Raw genomic sequence first — 18,330 nt, forward strand, 5'->3', positions numbered from 1 at the left:
AACCGGTGGCCGGAGCCTCCGGCGTCGTCATCATAACGTCAGGCGGTGCAAAGGAGCAATGTGCGGGAAGGAAAAGCCCCCTCCGGCGGGAGAGGGCTGAGGGGGGTTACAGGGTATCCGGATCCGGCCCCAGGCGGTTGCCGACGTCCAGCTTGGCGATCTCGCCCAGTTCGTCCTTATCGAGTTTGAAATCAAACACCTCGAAGTTTTCGCGGATGCGCGACGGCGTGACCGATTTCGGGATCACGATAAGGCCGCTGTCCAGGTGCCAGCGCACCACGATCTGCGCCGGAGTCTTCTCGTATTTCTCGGCCAGCGCCTTGATCAGCGGCTGGTCGAATACCCCTTCACCGCCCTGCGCCAGCGGGCTCCAGGATTCGGTGGCGATATGGTGCGTGGCGTTCCAGGCGCGCAGCTGGCGCTGTTGCAGCAACGGGTGCAGCTCGATCTGGTTGACGACCGGCGCCACGTTGGTTTCATCCAACAGACGCTGCAGGTGCGGCGTATGGAAGTTGCACACGCCGATGCTTTTCACCAGGCCTTGTTCGCGTAGTTTGATCAGCTCGCGCCAGGCGGAGACGTATTGATCCTGCTGCGGGCGCGGCCAGTGGATCAGATACAGATCCACGTAGTCCAGCTTGAGCTTTTCCAGACTGGTTTCCAGCGCCGCCAGCGGATCGCCCTGATCGTCGTTCCACAGCTTGGTGGTGATGAACAGGTCGCTGCGCGGCAGCGCGCTGGACTGCAGCGCGGCGCCGACGCCTTCCTCGTTCTTGTAGATCGCGGCGGTGTCGATGGAGCGGTAACCGATCTCTAGCGCTTTGCTGACCGCGCGGGTGGTCTCTTCAATACTCGCCTGCCAAACGCCGAGACCCAACTGCGGCATCAGATTACCATCGTGGAGTTTGATGATGGGTTGTTGCGTTGTCATGCGCATCTCCTTGTGTACGGATTGCGGCGCCTGCGGCACCGAAACGGCTATAGATAAATTCTAGTTGGCAAAATGGGCGGTTGCCGGGTTTGCCAGCCTAATTTCAGCGGTGGCGGGAGGGCGATTTTCTCCCCGCTCTCCCTGCGAATGAGCGGTAAGACGAAGGGTACGAAACGAGCGACGGCGCGCTGAGGCGCCCGACTGCGCCCGACTGCGCCCGGCGATCGGCCGAGCGCAGAATGCGGCGAAAAATGGCTGGCGAAGACTAAAGCCTAGCAAAAAATCGCCGTTTTGCGATTAACGCGCCGCTTCATAAATGCGGCGGCTGACGTCCAGGGTGATGTCCTGATGTTCGCCCAGGGCGGTCATGCCGTGCTGCTGCAGCTTGTCGAGCAGCGCGGGAATGCTGCTGCCGTCGAGCTGATAATCCGCCATGCGGGTCGGCACGCCCATCTGCTCGAAGAAGGCGCGGGTGGCGGCGATCGCGTCGTCGATGCGGCTGTCTTCGCTGCCTTCGCGCAGGCCCCAGACGCGTTCAGCGTACTGCAGCAGCTTTTCGCGTTTCTGCGCTTTCTTCTCGTGCAGCAGCGCCGGCAGCACGATGGCCAGCGTTTGCGCGTGGTCGAGGTCGTGCATGGCAGTCAGCTCATGGCCCAGCATGTGGGTCGCCCAGTCCTGCGGCACGCCGGCGCCGATCAGGCCGTTCAGCGCCATGGTGGCGCTCCACATCACGTTGGCGCGCACCGCATAGTTCTCCGGCTCGGCCAGCGCGCGCGGGCCGTCTTCCAGCAGGGTCAACAGCAGGCCTTCGGCGAAGCGATCCTGCACCTTGGCGTCGACCGGGTAGGTCAGATACTGTTCCAGGGTGTGCACGAAGGCGTCGACCACGCCGTTGGCTACCTGGCGCGGCGGCAGCGAGTAGGTCACTACCGGATCCAGCACGGCGAAACGCGGCTGCACCAGCGGCGAGAAGAAGTGCTGCTTGTCGCCGCTGCTCTTCCGGGTGATCACCGCACCGCTGTTGGATTCTGAACCGGTGGCCGGCAGCGTCAGCACGCAGCCCATCGGCACCGCGTCAGTGATGTGGCTGCCGACGGTCTGCAGAATATGCCAGGCATCGCTGTCGGCCGTATAACGGGCCGCGGCGGCGATGAACTTGGTGCCGTCAACCACCGAACCGCCGCCGACCGCCAGCAGGAAATCGATGTTTTCCGCTTTCACCACCTCGACCGCTTTTATCAGGGTTTCGTAGGTCGGGTTAGGTTCGATGCCGGAGAATTCCCGCACGTCGCGGCCGGCCAGCGCGCTATACACCTGGTCGAGCACGCCGTTTTTCTTCACGCTGCCGCCACCGTAGGTGATCAGAATGCGCGCGTCCGCCGGGATCTGGCCGGCCATTTCGGCGATTTGCTGCTTGCCGAACAGGATTTTGGTTGGGGTATGCAGAATGAAGTTTTGCATGGTTGATTTCTCTCTTTCTGTCAGGCGGGCGCCAAAGCGGCGCAAAGGTTTCTGGCCCGTATTGTCAGCAACCTGGCGGTAACGCACAATGCACATTCCTGTTTGGTTCTTGCCTATTTCTACAACTGACTGTAGAAATAGAGAGTTTTAAATTATGATTTATGCCGAATCGTTCTGACTGTAAGAGGGTGTTTCCGTGATTGAAATCGATGCGCTGCGCAGCCGCATGGCGCGCCAGGCGATGGCTATCGCCACCGGCAACGGCTATACGCCGTCACCGGTGCCGCGGGTGAAGATCCTGTATGTCGATCGCCACTGCCCGCGCCAGCCGGTGATGTACGAACCGGGGATCGTCATCATCTTTCAGGGGCACAAGGTCGGCTATTGCGGCAACAAGGTGTTCCAGTACGATCCGCGCAACTACCTGCTGATGACGGTGCCGCTGCCGTTCGAGTGCGAAACCTTCGCCAGCCCGGAGCTGCCGCTGGTTGGGTTGGCGGTCAATATCGATACCCAAATGCTGCAGGACTTGCTGATCGACATCGGCGACGACGACTACCTGATGCAGCCGCGCGCGGAGAGCAACGGCGTAAACCTGGCCGAGCTGACGGAAGAGCTGTTGTGCGCCACCGAACGCCTGCTGGACGTGATGGCCAAGCCGCTCGACGCTCGGGTGTTGGGGCCGCAGATCGTGCGCGAGATCCTCTACTACGTACTGCGCGGCACCTGCGGCGCGTCGCTGCAGGAGCTGGTCAACCGTCATACCCATTTCAGTCAGATCGCCAAGGCGCTGCGGCGCATAGAAAATCAGTATGCCGAGAGCCTCAACGTCGAGCAGTTGGCCGGCGAGGTCAACATGAGCGTGTCGGCGTTTCACCATAACTTCAAGGCGGTGACCAACACCTCGCCGCTGCAGTACGTGAAGTCGTACCGGCTGCACAAGGCGCGTTTGCTGATGGTGCATGACGGCCTGAAGGCCAGTACCGCGGCGATCCGCGTCGGCTACGAGAGCGCGTCGCAGTTCAGCCGTGAATTCAAACGCCTGTTTGGCGTCACGCCGGGGGATGAAGTCGCCCGGCTGCGCGACGCCAATCCGCTAATGCTGGAGGGGTGAGCCGCCGCCGGGCGGCGGGCTATGGGGTCAGCACGATCTTGCCGAACGGGCCGCGATCGAGGTGATCCAACGCCTGCGGCAGTTGATCGAGCCGGTATACCTGGTCGATCACCGGCTGCAGATTGACGGCGTCCACGGCGCGCACCAGATCTTCCAGCGCGCGGCGGTGGCCGACGCCGATGCCCTGGATCTCCGCCGATTTCAGCAGCAGCAGGCCGGCGGGGGCGGAGATCTCGGCGCCCGCCAGCACGCCGATCACTGAGATGCGGCCGCCCACCGCCACGGCGCGCACCGAGTTGCCCAAATTCGGGCCGCCGACGGTATCGATCACATGGTCGATGCCGCGATCCTGCGTCAGCGCATAAATCGCCTCCACCCAATCGCCGTCCAGCCGGTTGATGCCATGATTGGCGCCCAATGCCAGGGCTCGCGCCAGCTTTTCATCGCTGCCGGAGGTGACATAGACCTCCGCGCCGTGGGCTTTGGCGATCTGCAGCGCGAACAGCGCCACGCCGCCGGTGCCTTGCACCAGCACCGTCTCGCCGGCATGCAGTTTGCCCTGTTCCACCAGCGCGAACCAGGCGGTCAGCCCGGCGCAAGGCAGGGTGCTGGCCCGCACGTCGTCCAGCGACGCCGGCGCCGCCACCAACCAGTCTTCATGCAAAATCACGTATTCCGCCAGCACGCCCTGATAGAAGCCGCCAAGGGTGTGGTAAGGCACCTGGCGCGCATCGCCGTACGGTTTTTGCCGGCCGTCGATCCAGCCGGGGCTGAAGGTAGAAATGACCCGGGCGCCGGGTTGGAAACGGCTGACGCCGGGCCCGACGGCGTCGACCTCGCCGGCCATGTCCGAGGCGGGGGTGAACGACTGCGGCAGCGTCAGCCCCATGCCGCTTTCAATCATCATTTTGTCGCGGTAGTTGAGCGCCACCGCCTTCACTTTCACTCTGATCTCGCGCGGCCCCGGCTGCGGGATCGCGTCGGTGGCCAGCTGCAGGTGTTCACGCCCCAGGGCGTCCATCGTCCAGCGTTGCATCGTGTCGGTCATGATGTTCTCCAAAGTCTGCGATTAACGACCTGTCGATAATATCGTTGATGAAGGTTCGCCAGTGGCGATAAGATTTCCGCAGATTGTTTCTTTTAGAGCGACAAACCATGAGCGATCGATTGAGCGGCATTTCGGTATTCGTCACCGCCGTGGAGGCGGGCAGTTTTGCGTTGGCGGCCAGTCGGCTGCACCTGTCGCGCTCGGCGGTGGGGAAAACGATCGCCCGGCTGGAACAGCGGCTGGGCGTGCGGCTGTTTCATCGCACCACCCGCAGCCAGAGCCTGACCGACGACGGCGCGTTGTTCTATGAGCGTTGCCTGCGGGCGCTGGAGGAGATCCGCGGCGCGGAAACGCTGCTGGAGTCGGGCAAGCGGCAGGTCAGTGGTCGGCTGCGGGTATCGATGCCGGTGTTGTTTGGCCGCATGTGCATCGCGCCGCTGCTGACCGAGCTGACGCGTGAGCATCCCGGCCTGGAGCTGGAGCTGTCGTTCAGCGATCGGGTGGTGGATCTGATTGAGGACGGTTTCGATATGGCGATCCGCAACGGCACGCTGGCCAACAGCAATGGGCTGGTGGCGCGGCGCATCGGCGATCACCGCATGACGCTGTGCGCCTCGCCGGCCTATCTGCAGCGGTGCGGCGAACCGCACAGCATCGAGCAACTGGCCCAGCACGAGGCGGTGACCTATATGCGCGCCGGCGCGCGGCGCAGCTGGCGGGTGCTGGACGAGAACGGCGAGCCGCAGGAAGTGATGCCGAATAACCGATTGCAGATGGACGATTTACAGGCGATTGCGGATGCGGCGACGGCCGGGTTCGGCATCGCTTGGCTGCCGTGTTGGCTGGTGCGTGAGCAGCTGTTGAGCGGGGTGCTGGTGCGCCTGCTGCGCGATCGGCCCGGCGCCGCCTTTGAAGCGCATGCGGTGTGGCCGCACACGCCTCACCTGCCGCTGAAGGTGCGGCTGGCGGTGGATACGCTGGTGAGCAAGTTGCCGCCTCGCCTGGCGTTGGTCGAGAAAGCGCTGTAGCGCGCCGGGATCAGGAAGAGGAGGCGCGTTTTTTACGCCAGACCACCAGCATGGCGCCGAGCAGGCCGACGAACAGCAGCAGCAGCGGCAGCAGCATCAGGCCGGTCATCACCTGGCTTTCGTGGCGTTTCACCAGCGGAATTTGGCTGAAAGCGTAGCCGAGGCCGACCAGCGCGCAGACCCAGATCGCCGCGCTCAGCCAGTTGAAAACCTGGAAGCGCGAGCTGTTGAGCCCGGAAATGCCGGCCATGGTCGGCAGCAGCGTGCGTACGAAGCCGAGGAAGCGGCCGATCAGCAGCGCCGTCAGCCCGTGGCGGTTGAACAGGTTATGCGCGCGCTGATGGTATTGCGCCGGCAGTTGCAGCAGCCAGCCTTTCACCAGGCTGGTGTGGCCCAGCCAGCGGCCCTGGATATAGCTCAGCCAGCAGCCGAGGCCGGCGGCGGCGGTCAGAATCAACAGGGTGGGGGCAAAGCCCATCACGCCTTTGGCGATCAGCGCGCCCGACAGCAACAGCAGGCTATCACCGGGGAGGAAGGAGGCGGGCAGCAGTCCGTTTTCCAAAAACAAGGTGGTGAAAAGTACGGCGTAAACCACCCAAATCACGCTGGGATCGGCGAGGGCGATGAAGTCCTGCTGCCAAAGCGCATGAATAATCTCTCGTAATACATCCATTTTATGTCCTGTTGCATGCCGGTTGCGCCCGGGGTCACGTTCTCCAGGATGCGGCGGTTACCGTATCTGACAGTTACCCGGTTAGTGTACCGCTAATAGCTTAAGCCGACATTAAACGAGACGAAGAAAATTACCGGAATCCGCCTTAGCGCACGCCGTTGAGGCGATCGAAGCCGGCCGCCAGATCGGCGATCAGGTCTTCGACGTTCTCCAGACCGATATGCAACCGCACCAGCGTGCCTGAAAAATCGACGCCGCCCGCCGGGCGGATCGCTTCCAGTTCTTCCGGCTGGTTGGCCAGGATCAGCGACTCGAAGCCGCCCCAGGAGTAGGCCATGCTGAAGTGGCTGAAGTTGTCCAGGTAAGCGGCCAGCTGCGCCTCATCCAGCCGCTCTTTCAGCACGAAAGAGAACAGCCCGTTGCAGCCGCTGAAGTCGCGGCGGTAGAACGCGTGGCCCTTGCAGCTGGGCAGGGCCGGGTGATTGACCGTCGCCACCTCCGGCCGTTCGGCCAGCCAGTTGGCGACCTCAATGCTGCTGCGTTCGTGCTGCTTGAGCCGCACGCTCAGGGTGCGCAGGCCGCGGCTCGCCATGTAGGCGGTGTCGGCATCCACCATCTGCCCCATCAGATAGGAGTACTCGCGCAGTTGCTCCCAACAGCGCGCGTTGGCGACGGCGGTGCCGAGCATGTAATCGGAATGGCCGATCAGGTATTTGGTGCCGGCCTGGATGGAAATGTCGATGTCAAAATCCAGCGCCTTGAACAGCACGCCCGCCGCCCAGGTGTTGTCTATCATGATCACCACGTCCGGCGCCACGGCGCGAATGGCCTGCACCATCGCCGGGATATCCTGCACTTCCAGGGTGATGGAGCCGGGGGACTCAAGGAACACCACGCGGGTATTGGGTTGGATAAGCGTGGCGATGTCGGCGCCGATCAGCGGATCGAAATAGGTGGTGCTGACGTTCATGCGGCCGAGGATGTGGGTGCAGAAGTCCTGGGTCGGTTCATACGCTGAGCCGGTGACCAGCAGGTGATCGCCAGCGCCGACGAACGACAGGATCGCATTGGCCACCGCCGCCGCGCCGCAGGGGTACAGCACGCAGCCGGCGCCGCCCTCCAGCTCCACCATCGCATCCTGCAGCGCGAAGTGGGTCAGCGTGCCGCGTCGGCCATAAAACAGCTCGCCGTGGGCGCGTTGCGCGGTGGCCTGTTTTTTGGCGGCGACGGAGTCGAAGACCAGGGAAGAGGCGCGTTGAGTCACGGGGTTGACGGAGCCCTGGGTGTAGCGTTTGCCGCGGCCGGCGCCGATCAGCGTGGTTTCGATGTGTTTTGACGTCATGGTACCTGGCTCACCTCTGGTTGCTCTGCTCTGCCCGTTTGCGATAGCCCTTACGTTAGCATGAGTTATTATAGCCATCCAGACGTTTTAACTTCTGGATATAGAAACGGCTATAATTGGCTGCCGCCCGCGCATTTTTCGCGTCATCCTTCTGCCGAGCGGCCAGAGAGAAGCCCATTCATCGGTCGAGACGCCGTTCGGCAGCGTGGCGTTGTTGCGCTGTTGTGGGAGAAAAGTAACGAAATCGCCCTATAAAAGGGGCTTTTAGCGGTGAACGGGCGTGGATTGGCGTTTGGTTGCGGAGGTGTCTAAAATTTTCTCGTTTATTTGGTAAATAATAATGAGAACTACTATCAATCCCCGGTTGGTTTGATATGATCGCACGCTGAATTATTCCTTAATTTTGATCGGTAATGGGTGGAGGCACAGCGTGAAAACGGCTGGCAAGAATTTAAATCAAGGATCGTTCGGCCAGGGCCGGGCGCAGTGGGGCAAGGCCTTTGGCCGCAGCCTGATGGCTTCAATGGTGCTGGTCGTAGGGTTGGCCGGCAGCGCGCAGGCTGCGCCGGCGACCCATCCGGCCGTTGCCGAAAGCGTTGCGCCGGCCACCGCGCCTGCGCCTGCAGCCGCCGCGCCGGAAAGCATCACACCGGTGAACCCGGCGCCCACGATCCAGCCACCGGAAACCCGCGGTATGGACTTGTCCATTTGGGGCATGTACCAGCACGCCGACGCGGTGGTGAAAGCGGTGATGATCGGCCTGGTGCTGGCGTCTATCGTGACCTGGACCATTCTGTTCGCCAAAGGCAGCGAACTGCTGCGCGCCAAGCGCCGTCTGCGCCGCGAGCAGTCGGCGCTGGCCGACGCGCGCTCGTTGGATGAAGCTTCCGAGCTGGCGCAAAATTTCTCCCCGGAGAGCGTCAGCGCGGTGCTGCTGAACGATGCGCAAAACGAGCTGGAGCTGTCCGCCGAGTCTGACGATAACAACGGCATCAAAGAGCGCACCGGTTTCCGCCTCGAGCGCCGCGTGGCGGCCTACAGCCGCAACATGGGCCGCGGCAACGGCTTTCTGGCCACCATCGGCGCCATCTCACCGTTCGTCGGCCTGTTCGGTACCGTATGGGGCATCATGAACAGCTTCATCGGCATCGCCCATTCGCAGACCACCAACCTGGCGGTCGTGGCGCCGGGCATCGCCGAGGCGCTGCTGGCGACCGCAATGGGCCTGGTGGCGGCGATCCCGGCGGTGGTGATCTACAACATCTTCGCCCGCGTTATCAGCGGCCATCGCGCCCAGGTGGGCGACGTGGCGGCCCAGGTCTTGCTGCTGCAGGGCCGCGATCTGGATCTGGCCGCAACGGCGGAAGCCAAGCGCTCACAGCACGCACATCAACTGCGGGCGGGGTGAGTCATGGCGATGCGCTTAAATGAAGATCTGGACGACAGCGGCGAACTGCATGAAATCAACGTGACGCCGTTTATCGACGTCATGTTGGTGCTGTTGATCATCTTTATGGTGGCCGCGCCGCTGGCAACGGTAGATATCCGCGTCGATCTGCCGGCTTCTTCCGCCAAGCCGCAGCCGCGGCCGGAAAAACCGGTTTTCCTGTCGGTGAAGGCCGACAAGCAGCTCTACGTCGGCGATCAGCCGGTGAATGCCGATCAGCTGACCTCGGTGCTGGATCAACGCACTCAGGCGAACAAAGAAACCACCATCTTCTTCCAGGCGGACAAGAGCGTGGACTATGAAACGCTGATGAGCGTGATGGACACCCTGCGTAAAGCCGGTTACCTGAAAGTGGGGCTGGTGGGCATGGAAGGCGCCGCCAAGTAGCGGCAGCAAAACGATAAAGGGCGCTCAGGCGCCCTTTTTTTACGGCTAAAGAGCTGTCACGCCTTTGCCAACAAATCCCTGGAACCGGCATGGCGCCAGTGGATGCGGCCCGGCAGATACAGCGCGTTCTGTTCCAGCGGCCGCTCGTCGATAAGCGCGGTGACGTTGTCGAAGCTATGTTGCGCCAGTGCCAGGCAGTCTTGCGCGACCGTGTCTATCTTCAGCGTCATGCAGTCGAACAGGTAGTGATCGTCGAAGCTGCACAGGTGAATGTCGCTCTCCATCAGCTGATGCTGAGTCAGATAACGCAATACGCCTTCCAGCAGGCCGCAGGCGGCGGTAAACAGCGCTTTGGGCGGACGCCCCAACTGTGCGCACAGCTGAGCGAACATCTCGTAACCTGAGCTGGGGTGATAGTTGCCGTTGATGATCCATTCCGGTTTGCACGTTACGCCGGCGCGCTCCAGGCCAAGCTGGAAGCCGGCCAGGCGATCGCGGGTCGGCGAAATGCGCGGCTGCCCGCCGAGAAAATAGATCTCATCCGGATGTTGGCGCGCGACCGTTTCCACCAGGTCGGCGGTCGAATTGACCGAATCGGTGATCACCAGCGGCAGTTCGGAGCCGGCGATCAGGCGATCCATTTGCACCACCGGCAGCCCGGCGTTGATCTTCTGGTATTCTGCGTCGTTCAACTGGCTGGAGGCGACGATCAAGCCGTCCACCTGCCGCTGTACCAGACTGTTCACCGCCATCATCTCCTGCGCCGGGTTTTCATCGGTGCAGGCGATCAACAGCTGCAGGCCGGCTTCGCGGCACAGCGTTTCCAGCTCGCGCGAAATCACCGCAAAGCCGTAGTTGGTCATCTCCGGCACCACCAGCCCCAGCGTGTGGCTGCGGTTGGAGCGCAAAGAGCGGGCGTGGATGCTGGGCTGATAATGGTGTTCGTGCGCCAGCGCCAGAACGCGGTCGCGGGTGTCGTCGGACACCCGATATTCCTTGCTGCGGCCGTTCAGCACCAGGCTGGCGGTCGATTTCGACACCCCGGCCAGCGTGGCGATGTCACTGATGGTAATGCGTTTATTTTTTTTCACTGACGCCATCTGAAGTCATCGGAGGATGCGTCATTCTAGCATGCATGGCGTCAGCGGCCAGTATTCCAACGCCAGCGGCGCGCTTCCGGACAGCCGCAGTTGCGGTTCGCTGGCCGGGAAGTAGCGTGTGCTCATCACCGCCTCGCCGCGGTTGATGAAGATCTCCACGCTGGAACGATCGAACAGCAACTGCAGATGCGTGACCGGGCCGCGCCAGTAACGGTGCTCCGGCTGGCCGTCGGCCAGGGAAGCGCGCGTCAGCCGCAGCCTTTCGCCGTCCCAGTTCAGCGTCATTGCGTCGCCAAAGGCGGCGTTGAACGCGCCCTGCGGCGCCAACTGCAGCTCCGCGGCCCCCAGCGCGCAGGCGGGGGCGTCATCGGCGCGGCCCTGCCAGCATGTTCGTTCGCCGCGCAGCTGTTGCAGCTCGCGCGCCGGACGCTGCTGGAGGCGGCCATGCCGCAGCGACAGCTCGCGCGGGCAGGTCATGGTGTGGATCCAGCCGTAGCGGCGCGTCGGATGGGCTTCTTCATCTTGCTCGGGCACGCCCATCCAGCCGAACAGCAAGCGGCGGCCATCTTCCGTCAGCGTAGTCTGCGGCGCATAAAACTCGAAGCCGGCGTCCAGTTCGCGGAATTCGCCGTGACGCAAGGCCGCCTGGCGGTAATCCAGCTTGCCGATCAGATAACCGGCCTGATAGCGATTGAGGTAGCGTTCCGGCTGCGGCGCCAGCCCCTGCGGGCAGCAGATCAACACGTCGGCGTCGTCCAGCGAGAACAGATCCGGGCACTCCCACATGTAGCCGAATTCGCCTAAGCCGTTCAGGCCGGAACCGGCGATCTCGCCCAGCGGTTGCCAGCCGCGCAGATCGGCGGAGCGCAGTAACAGCACCTTGCCGCGATCCTGCAAGTCCCGCGCGCCGAGCACCATGTACCACGCATTCTGATGACGCCACACTTTCGGATCGCGTACGTGCCCGCTGTAGCCCGCCGGCAGCGGCAGCACCGGCCCGAGTTTGCGGTACTCGCCCCGATCGCTTTCCTGAGCCAGGCACTGGTAAGCGGTGCGTGAGCCGTCGGGGAATTTCACGTTGCCGGTGTAGATCAGCGTGATTTTGTCTTCCGCCACCACCGCCGAGCCGGAGTAACAGCCGTGGCTGTCGTAACAGGCGCCCGGCGCCAGGGCGATCGGCTGATGCGTCCAACGCAGCAAGTCGGTCGACTGCCAATGTCCCCAGCACTTGTTGCGATGGTCGCAGCCCAGCGGATTCCATTGATAGAACAGATGATAAACGCCGTTGTGCTGGATAAAGCCGTTGGGATCGTTCAGCAAGCCAACGCTGGGCGCCAGATGCCAGGCCGGGCGGTGCGGATCGCGCAGCGCGAGTGACTGGCCGCTCATTACCGCCCGCAGCGCCTGTTTGATTAAGCTGAGTTCTTCCATCATTGCGCGTCCGTTTTATATTTCAGCAGCAGGGAGAGCACGAAGGCGCTGCCAAACGCGATCGCCAGGCCGATGATATAACTGACCAGCGAACTGGCCTGCACGATCGCCATGCCGGGGATCGCCGTCAGCCCGACCGCGTTCATGCCGACATGGTTGGCCACCACCCAGGCGCCGCCGAGCGCGCCGCCCGCCAGCGCCGCCAGGAACGGTTTCACGAAACGCAGGTTGATGCCGAACAGCGCCGCCTCGGTGATGCCGAGCATGGCGGAAAAGGCTGAAGGCACCGCGATGGCTTTGATTTTGGCATCGCGCGTTTTGAAATACACCGCCAGGCAGGCGCCGCCCTGAGCGATGTTGGCCATCGACCAAATCGGCAGCAGGAAGTTGACGCCGATGTTGGGGTTGCCGAGCAGCCCGGCCTCCACCGCGTGGAAGCTGTGATGGATGCCGGTGATGACAATGGCGGAATAGAGGCCGCCGAACAGCAGGCCGGCGAACCAACCGGCATGGGCGATCAGCGTGCTGAGCACGAAGGAGATGCCGTCGCCCAGCGCCCGGCCGGCGGGGCCGATAAACAGCAGGGCGACAAACCCGGAGATCACGACCGTCAGGAACGGCGTCAGGATCAAATCCAGCGCGTTGGGGATCACCTTGCGCAGGCGTTTTTCCAACAGGCTCATGAACCACACCGTCAGCAGCACCGGAAATACCGTGCCCTGATAGCCGATCATGGCGATCTCCAGACCGAAGAAGTTCATGGTATGGAACCCTCCGGCGACGCCCCAGGCGTTGGTCAGCGCCGGGTGCGTCAGAATGCCGCCGAGCGTGGCGCCCAGATAGGGGTTGCCGCCGAATTCGCGGGCGGCGGTGAAACCGATCAGAATCGGCAGGATAATGAACGCCGCCGAGCTGAACATGTTCAGCATCACGAACAGCGCGCTGTCGGCATCCGCCCAACCATAGGTTTTCACCATGCCGAGCAGCCCCATCAGCAGGCCGGAGGCGACGATGGCCGGGATGATCGGCACGAAGATGTTCGACAGCAGGCGGGCGATGCGCTGCAGCGGGTTGAGCTTTTTCGCCGCGATATCGGCGGCTTCGGCCTTGCTGGATTCGCTGACGCCTGCCGCCTTGATGAATTCCGCATGCACCTTGTTGACCAGCCCGGTGCCGAAGATCACCTGGATCTGACCGGCGTTGCTGAAGCAGCCTTTGACGCCGTCCAGTTTGCCGATGGCCTCTTTGTCCACCTTGCTGTCGTCCACCAGCACCAGGCGCAGGCGCGTGGCGCAGTGGGCGGCGCTGGCGATGTTCTCTTTACCGCCGAGCAGCGGCAACAGCGCGTTGGCGGTTGCGGTAATGTCCATGTTGTCCCCTTGCTGAATTAAAATGCCGCCGCGCTCTGCGCGGCGGAAATACGTTCATCGATGTCAGAAGAAATACTTGAATCTGGCGCGCACGCCATAACGCTGGTCGTTGTCGCCGTTGGCGATCTTGTTCTCGGCGTTGGCTTCCAGCAGCGAAACATAGGCGCCTAAATACACATTGAAATTCTTCATATTCATAATGTTAGGTATCTGATACGACGCGTGAACGGTGTGGATGTCGTAGTTGCCCGGCTCGCTGAGCGGATTGTGGATATCGGCGGCGATCCCGGCGGTATTGAACTCTTTGATGTTGTTGTGCGCATAGATATAACCCAGTTCGAAGCGCCGCCACAGCACGTTGACGCCGGCGGTCAAGTCCTGCTCGCCGGCGGCGTCCAGGTAGGCGGTGCTCAGGTTGGTCACCACGCCGTTATCCGGATCGGCCGCGTTGGTGTTCCAGCTCATGGTCATGCCGTAGCCGTTGCGCTTGGATTGATCGACGAAGCGGCCCTGGCTGTCCTGATAGCCGTAGGCATTATTCACCACGTTGCTTTCCATCGCCGCCGCGATGCTGAAGGCCTCTTTCTTCCAGGCGATCACCGGGCGCAAATAGGCGACGTTTTTCTTATTGTTCAGCGCATTGCCGTGGTAGCTGTTGTCCTGGAACAGTGAGGTGCCGTCTTCCACCAGCGTGTTCAGTTCGAAATAGACATCCCCGGCGTATTTGCTCAACATCAGGTTTCCGCCGCTGCTGCTGCGGCCACGGCCTTCTTTCATCATATAGATATAGCCAAAGCCGTCAGCGTAAAGATCGTTGGCGGTGTTGCCTGAATACTGAATGAAAGTGTCCTGATTCAGCGGGAACATGTCGTAGGCTTCGAAGCGGCCGATTTTGGTTTGCCAGTTCTTTTCATTGCCGAAGAAGAAAGCGGCGTCGTCCAGGTTCATTTTGCCGGTCATGTCCGCCAGCGGCTGGACGCTGAAACCGGAGAAGTTGCCGTCCGGATTGCGGCGATAGCCGTCCAGCCCCACCAGAATGCGGCCGTTGATGTCCCAGCGCTCTTTGTTGCCGGGTTTCCAATCCTTGTGATCGCTGCCTTTCAACGACGTCAGTTGGCCGCTGCGGCTGGCGCCGTCCAGATTGAACTCCACGTCGCCGTATAGCTTCAGATCGTTGAAGCCGTTCAGTTTCAGCGCGCCGGTCGTGGGGGATTGCGTTTCCAGCGCGGCGGCGCGTTGCGCGACCCGCGCGGTTTGCCGCTCGGTGCTGGCGGTGCGCTGCTCCAGCTGTTGCGCCCGGCGTTCCGCCGCCGTGGCGCGGGTTTCAGCCTGAGCGGCGCGCTGTTCCGCCTGCGCCAGACGTTGTTCCAGCGCGTTAAGACGCGCCTCGATACTGCCGTCGCCGGAGGCCGCAGCGGCAGAAGTGGAGAGGAAAAGCCCTGTTGTTATCGCCAAATAGCTGAGTTTTTTCATCATCGTCTATCATCCGGGAAGGGTTGTTATTATTTTTTGCTAAAATGCTAAACCGGTTTTTCATGGCGAAAGATAACGATCGAAAAGCGGACTGGCAATCAAGTTTGCTAACCCGATTCAGCTATTGTGATCGAGTGCGCAAATCGTGGGGTCAAAAGACCACGGCGCCCAGGGGATCGCCGTGGATGCAGGGGATCAGCGCAGAAAAGCGGCGAGCTCTTCGGCGTGGGGCAGGGCGGTCATGGCGCCTTTGGCGGTGGTGGCCAGCGCGCCGCAGGCCTGAGCCTGGGCGATAATCGCCGGCCATTGCGCTTCTTGCGGCAATGCGTGAAGGCGCGCCAGCGCCGCTAACAGCCCGGCGACAAACGCGTCGCCGGCGCCGGTGGTATCGACCGGCACGACAGGCGCCGCACGGAAATGACGCAGCCGTTGGCCGTCATGCACGTAGACGCCGTCGCCGCCCAGCGTGACCAGCAGCAGGCGCAGCGGATAGGTTTGCATCATCCAGCGGATGCCGTTCTCCACATCGTCAAGATGGCTGATGAAAACCAGCTCTTCGCGCGACAGTTTCACCACGTCCGCCAGCAGCAACGCCTTTTGCAGGCAGGGGCGCAGCGCTTCCGGTTGGTGCCAGATCTCTTCGCGGATATTGGGATCGAAACTGACCCGCCCGCCGGCCGCCCGAATGTTTTCCATTGCCGTAAAGGCCGCGCTGCGGCTGGGCTCCTGCGACAGTGCGATGGAGCAGAGATGCAGCCACTCGCCGCGTTGGAAGGCCGGCAGATCGTCAGGCTGTAAAAACAGATCGGCACTGGGCTGTACCATGAACGTGAATGAGCGTTCACCGTGCTGATCGAGATCCACCACTACCGTGGAGGTGTGGTGTTCGGGATCCGAAAGCATATGGTCAATATCCACCCCTTCTTCGCTCAGCACCTGCTGCAGAAAGGCGCCGAAGCTGTCTTGCCCCACTCGGCCGATAAAGGCGCTGTCGCCGCCCAAGCGGGCGACGCCCACCGCCACGTTAGCCGGCGCGCCGCCGGGGCATTTAAGATAACTGTTTGAATTTTCTGGCACCAAATCGACCACTGCGTCGCCCAGCACCCATACGCGATTCGCCATGCTTAATCCCTGTTTCTACCGATGTCTGATGGGTGGCTAAAATAGAAGAACCGGTTTAGCAAAGCAATGAAATAATGCGTCAGGCGTTTGGGGAGTGAGGAAGATCAAAAAATAGGGCGGGTCAGGCGCAGGAAATACCGCCCGCGATGCGAGCGGGCGGTATGGATGAACGAAGCGCCTGTAGTGGGCGCTGGGCGTCAGAATGCGACGGAACCCTGCACGAAGAAGGTGCGCGGTTCACCGACGTACTTGCCGAAGTTATTGTCGTTGGAGCGGGTAAAGTAGCGCTGATCGAACAGGTTTTTCACCCCGGCGCCCAGCGTCAGGTTCGATAGCTGCGGCCCGAAATTATATTCCCCGCGCATGTTCCACACCATGTAACCGGCGATATTGCCGAACTGACCATCGGCGCTTTCCTGCGTGACGTACTCCGGCCCGGTGCCCGGCGAATGCTGTTTGGACTGCGCGTAACCGTCCAGATTCCATACCCAGTTGCCGGTGGCGTAGCGCGTGCCGACGGTATAGACCTGGCGCGAGTAGAACGGCAAGTCTTTACCGGCGAAGTCGCCCTTGTCGGTGCTGGCCTTGGTGTAGGTATAGCTGGTGTAGACGCTGGCGCCGTCCAGCGCGCGGTTCAGCTCGCTGAGATCGTAGCTGAGCGCCAACTCGATGCCTTTGTGCTTGGTGGCGCCCATGTTGGTCCAGCCCACATCGTTGCTGATGTATTGCAGCTGATTATCGAAGTCGATATAGAACAGCGTGGCTTCGGCCTTGACCACGGTGTCGTCGTAGCGGGTGCCGAACTCATAGGTATGCGCTTTTTCCGCCGTCAGCCCCGGCGCAGGCTGGTTGCCGTTGCCGCCTTTGGTCAGCTGGAAATACTGCATGCTGCCGAACGAGGTGTTGGCGTTGGCGAACAGTTTCCAGGCGTCGGACAGGTGGTACATCACGTTCAATGACGGCAGCGGTTCGCTGTAGCTTTTCTCGCGGCTGATGTTGTTGAACGAATCGTCCACGTGGGTGCGAATGCTTTCATAACGCAGGCCCGGCGTGACCGTCCAGTTGCCGACGTTAATGGTATCGTCGATATAGAACGCGTTGGCTGCGGTGCCGCCGGAGGTGTGCTGGTAATAGTCCGGGGTATCCGGCGTGGCGCCGACATTCGCCGGGTTATACCAGGCCGAACGCGACGCCTTTTCATCCATGGTTTCATTCAGGTAGCGGTAACCGAGGGTGATCTCGTGCGCCATATCCCAGAAGCGAAACAGCTGCGAATAGCTTGGTTCGATCGCCCAGGTCGAATAGTGGCGCGGATAGGACACCATGCGCCGCAACCCGGCATTTTTGCCGGTGCCTTCCGACTCGATGTTGCTGCCGCGGTAGCTGTCGGTGAAGTAGGTCAACACTTCGAACTGTTTGTCGTCTTCCTGATGTTTGTATTTGAACGACATATCCTTGCGGCGGCCTTCGAACTGGTCCCAGGGACGCGTGGACTGGAACGGGTTCTGCGCGTATTGCGCGCTGCTCAGCCCGCCCGGCATGCCGGCTTTGGCGTCGTAGTAGTGGAAATTGGCCAGCAGTTCGTCACGATCGGTGAACGCATAACGCGTTTTCAGCATGAAATCGTCGATGTCGGTGTTGTCGTTGTTGTCGCGGTAGCCCTGGCCGTGCAGGCCGGAGTAAAGCAGCTCGGCGCCGAAGCCGTTATCTGCGGTGCCGCCCACCGAGGCGCTGGTCAGGGTCTTCAGGCCGCCGTGGCTGGCGCCCTGAGTTTGCACGCCGGCGGTGCCGCCAAACGCTTTTGGAATGTCGCGGGTGACGAAGTTGATCACGCCGCCGACGTTTTGCGGCCCGTAACGCACCGCGCCGCCGCCGCGCACCACGTCAACCGATTGCAGGTTGCCGATCGACAGCGGCGCCATCGACAGCTGTGGCTGGCCGTAAGGCGCGACGGCTAACGGAACGCCGTCCATCAGAATGGTGGAGCGCGGAGAAAGGCGTGAGGTCAGGCCGCGCACGCCGACGTTGAGCGAAATGTCGCTGCCGCCGGTGCCGTTGCTGTCGCGCACCTGCACGCCGGGCACACCGCGCAGGCTGTCGGCGATGGTTTGGTCGCCTTGCTCATGCATCTGCTGCTGAGTGACGATGGATCGCGCGCCCGGATGGTTGAGCAGCACCGAACTGGTATCAGGGTTGTCCAGCCAGTTGCCGACGACGGTTACCGTATCGGCATCGTTTTGAGATGAGTTATCAGCAGCAAGGATGGGGAAAGCAACGGCGATAGAGGTCGCCAGCAGGGAGAGGCGAAAAAGAATTGACATAATAATGCCTTAGAAGTTTCAGACCCGGATGTGTTTTTTTAGAAACGACAATCTTAATGATAATTATTGGCAAGTAAATAGA

Annotated in this window: 15 protein-coding genes; 4 read left to right on the forward strand and 11 right to left on the reverse strand. The window is 61.8% G+C overall.

Annotation, left to right across the window (positions count from 1 at the left end):
* Positions 1 to 106 precede the first annotated feature (106 nt).
* Positions 107 to 931 (reverse strand): 2,5-didehydrogluconate reductase DkgA, encoded by an 825-nt coding sequence (gene dkgA, locus ACSBQV_RS17085; protein WP_016930128.1) that lies wholly within the window; start codon positions 929 to 931, stop codon positions 107 to 109.
* A gap of 297 nt (positions 932 to 1,228) precedes the next feature.
* Positions 1,229 to 2,392 carry an alcohol dehydrogenase gene (gene yqhD / locus ACSBQV_RS17090; protein WP_099784121.1) on the reverse strand — a complete coding sequence of 388 codons (1,164 nt, stop codon included), beginning with the start codon at positions 2,390 to 2,392 and terminating at the stop codon, positions 1,229 to 1,231.
* 226 nt (positions 2,393 to 2,618) lie between these two features.
* Here yqhD and ACSBQV_RS17095 point away from each other — a divergent pair, with 226 nt between their 5' ends.
* Positions 2,619 to 3,506 carry an AraC family transcriptional regulator gene (locus tag ACSBQV_RS17095; RefSeq protein WP_226886249.1) on the forward strand — a complete coding sequence of 296 codons (888 nt, stop codon included), beginning with the start codon at positions 2,619 to 2,621 and terminating at the stop codon, positions 3,504 to 3,506.
* Between the two features lie 19 nt (positions 3,507 to 3,525).
* On the opposite strand, the gene ACSBQV_RS17100 is transcribed toward ACSBQV_RS17095, so the two are convergent.
* Positions 3,526 to 4,554 (reverse strand): zinc-dependent alcohol dehydrogenase family protein, encoded by a 1,029-nt coding sequence (locus ACSBQV_RS17100; RefSeq protein ID WP_099783999.1) that lies wholly within the window; start codon positions 4,552 to 4,554, stop codon positions 3,526 to 3,528.
* Between the two features lie 107 nt (positions 4,555 to 4,661).
* Here ACSBQV_RS17100 and ACSBQV_RS17105 point away from each other — a divergent pair, with 107 nt between their 5' ends.
* Positions 4,662 to 5,582: a LysR family transcriptional regulator gene (locus tag ACSBQV_RS17105; RefSeq protein WP_099784001.1), complete on the forward strand. Its 921-nt coding sequence runs from the start codon at positions 4,662 to 4,664 to the stop codon at positions 5,580 to 5,582.
* A 10-nt stretch (positions 5,583 to 5,592) separates the two neighbouring features.
* Here ACSBQV_RS17105 and ACSBQV_RS17110 read toward each other — a convergent pair whose 3' ends face one another.
* Together ACSBQV_RS17110 and metC are read right to left on the reverse strand one after the other, a co-directional pair.
* Positions 5,593 to 6,255, reverse strand: a complete 663-nt coding sequence (locus ACSBQV_RS17110; protein ID WP_033644630.1) for a DedA family protein — start codon at positions 6,253 to 6,255, stop codon at positions 5,593 to 5,595.
* A gap of 145 nt (positions 6,256 to 6,400) precedes the next feature.
* Positions 6,401 to 7,597 carry a cystathionine beta-lyase gene (gene metC, locus ACSBQV_RS17115; RefSeq protein WP_033644631.1) on the reverse strand — a complete coding sequence of 399 codons (1,197 nt, stop codon included), beginning with the start codon at positions 7,595 to 7,597 and terminating at the stop codon, positions 6,401 to 6,403.
* Positions 7,598 to 8,027: 430 nt separating this feature from the next.
* Between metC and exbB the strand changes: the two genes are divergently transcribed.
* Both exbB and exbD read left to right on the forward strand, forming a co-directional pair.
* Entirely contained in the window at positions 8,028 to 9,005 is a 978-nt protein-coding gene (gene exbB / locus ACSBQV_RS17120) for a tol-pal system-associated acyl-CoA thioesterase (RefSeq protein ID WP_080280861.1), read from the forward strand.
* A 3-nt stretch (positions 9,006 to 9,008) separates the two neighbouring features.
* Positions 9,009 to 9,431: a TonB system transport protein ExbD gene (gene exbD / locus ACSBQV_RS17125; RefSeq protein ID WP_004937307.1), complete on the forward strand. Its 423-nt coding sequence runs from the start codon at positions 9,009 to 9,011 to the stop codon at positions 9,429 to 9,431.
* Between the two features lie 56 nt (positions 9,432 to 9,487).
* Here exbD and ACSBQV_RS17130 read toward each other — a convergent pair whose 3' ends face one another.
* From ACSBQV_RS17130 to ACSBQV_RS17155, 6 genes are all read right to left on the reverse strand, one after another.
* Positions 9,488 to 10,531, reverse strand: a complete 1,044-nt coding sequence (locus ACSBQV_RS17130; protein ID WP_089197435.1) for a LacI family DNA-binding transcriptional regulator — start codon at positions 10,529 to 10,531, stop codon at positions 9,488 to 9,490.
* A 21-nt stretch (positions 10,532 to 10,552) separates the two neighbouring features.
* Positions 10,553 to 11,962 (reverse strand): glycoside hydrolase family 32 protein, encoded by a 1,410-nt coding sequence (locus tag ACSBQV_RS17135; RefSeq protein WP_099784123.1) that lies wholly within the window; start codon positions 11,960 to 11,962, stop codon positions 10,553 to 10,555.
* Positions 11,962 to 13,332, reverse strand: coding sequence for a sucrose-specific PTS transporter subunit IIBC (locus ACSBQV_RS17140; RefSeq protein WP_099784002.1), 1,371 nt, complete (start codon positions 13,330 to 13,332; stop codon positions 11,962 to 11,964). The genes ACSBQV_RS17135 and ACSBQV_RS17140 overlap by 1 nt, the downstream gene beginning before the upstream one ends.
* Before the next feature lie 63 nt (positions 13,333 to 13,395).
* Positions 13,396 to 14,805, reverse strand: a complete 1,410-nt coding sequence (locus ACSBQV_RS17145) for a carbohydrate porin (RefSeq protein WP_099784125.1) — start codon at positions 14,803 to 14,805, stop codon at positions 13,396 to 13,398.
* Positions 14,806 to 15,000: 195 nt separating this feature from the next.
* A complete protein-coding gene (locus ACSBQV_RS17150; protein WP_099784004.1) occupies positions 15,001 to 15,927 on the reverse strand; it encodes an aminoimidazole riboside kinase in 927 nt (308 codons plus the stop codon).
* Between the two features lie 197 nt (positions 15,928 to 16,124).
* A complete protein-coding gene (locus ACSBQV_RS17155) occupies positions 16,125 to 18,248 on the reverse strand; it encodes a TonB-dependent receptor family protein (RefSeq protein WP_033644638.1) in 2,124 nt (707 codons plus the stop codon).
* Between the last annotated feature and the right edge of the window lie 82 nt (positions 18,249 to 18,330).

Source organism: Serratia sp. B501, assembly GCF_051172315.1.
Lineage (GTDB): Bacteria > Pseudomonadota > Gammaproteobacteria > Enterobacterales > Enterobacteriaceae > Serratia > Serratia ureilytica.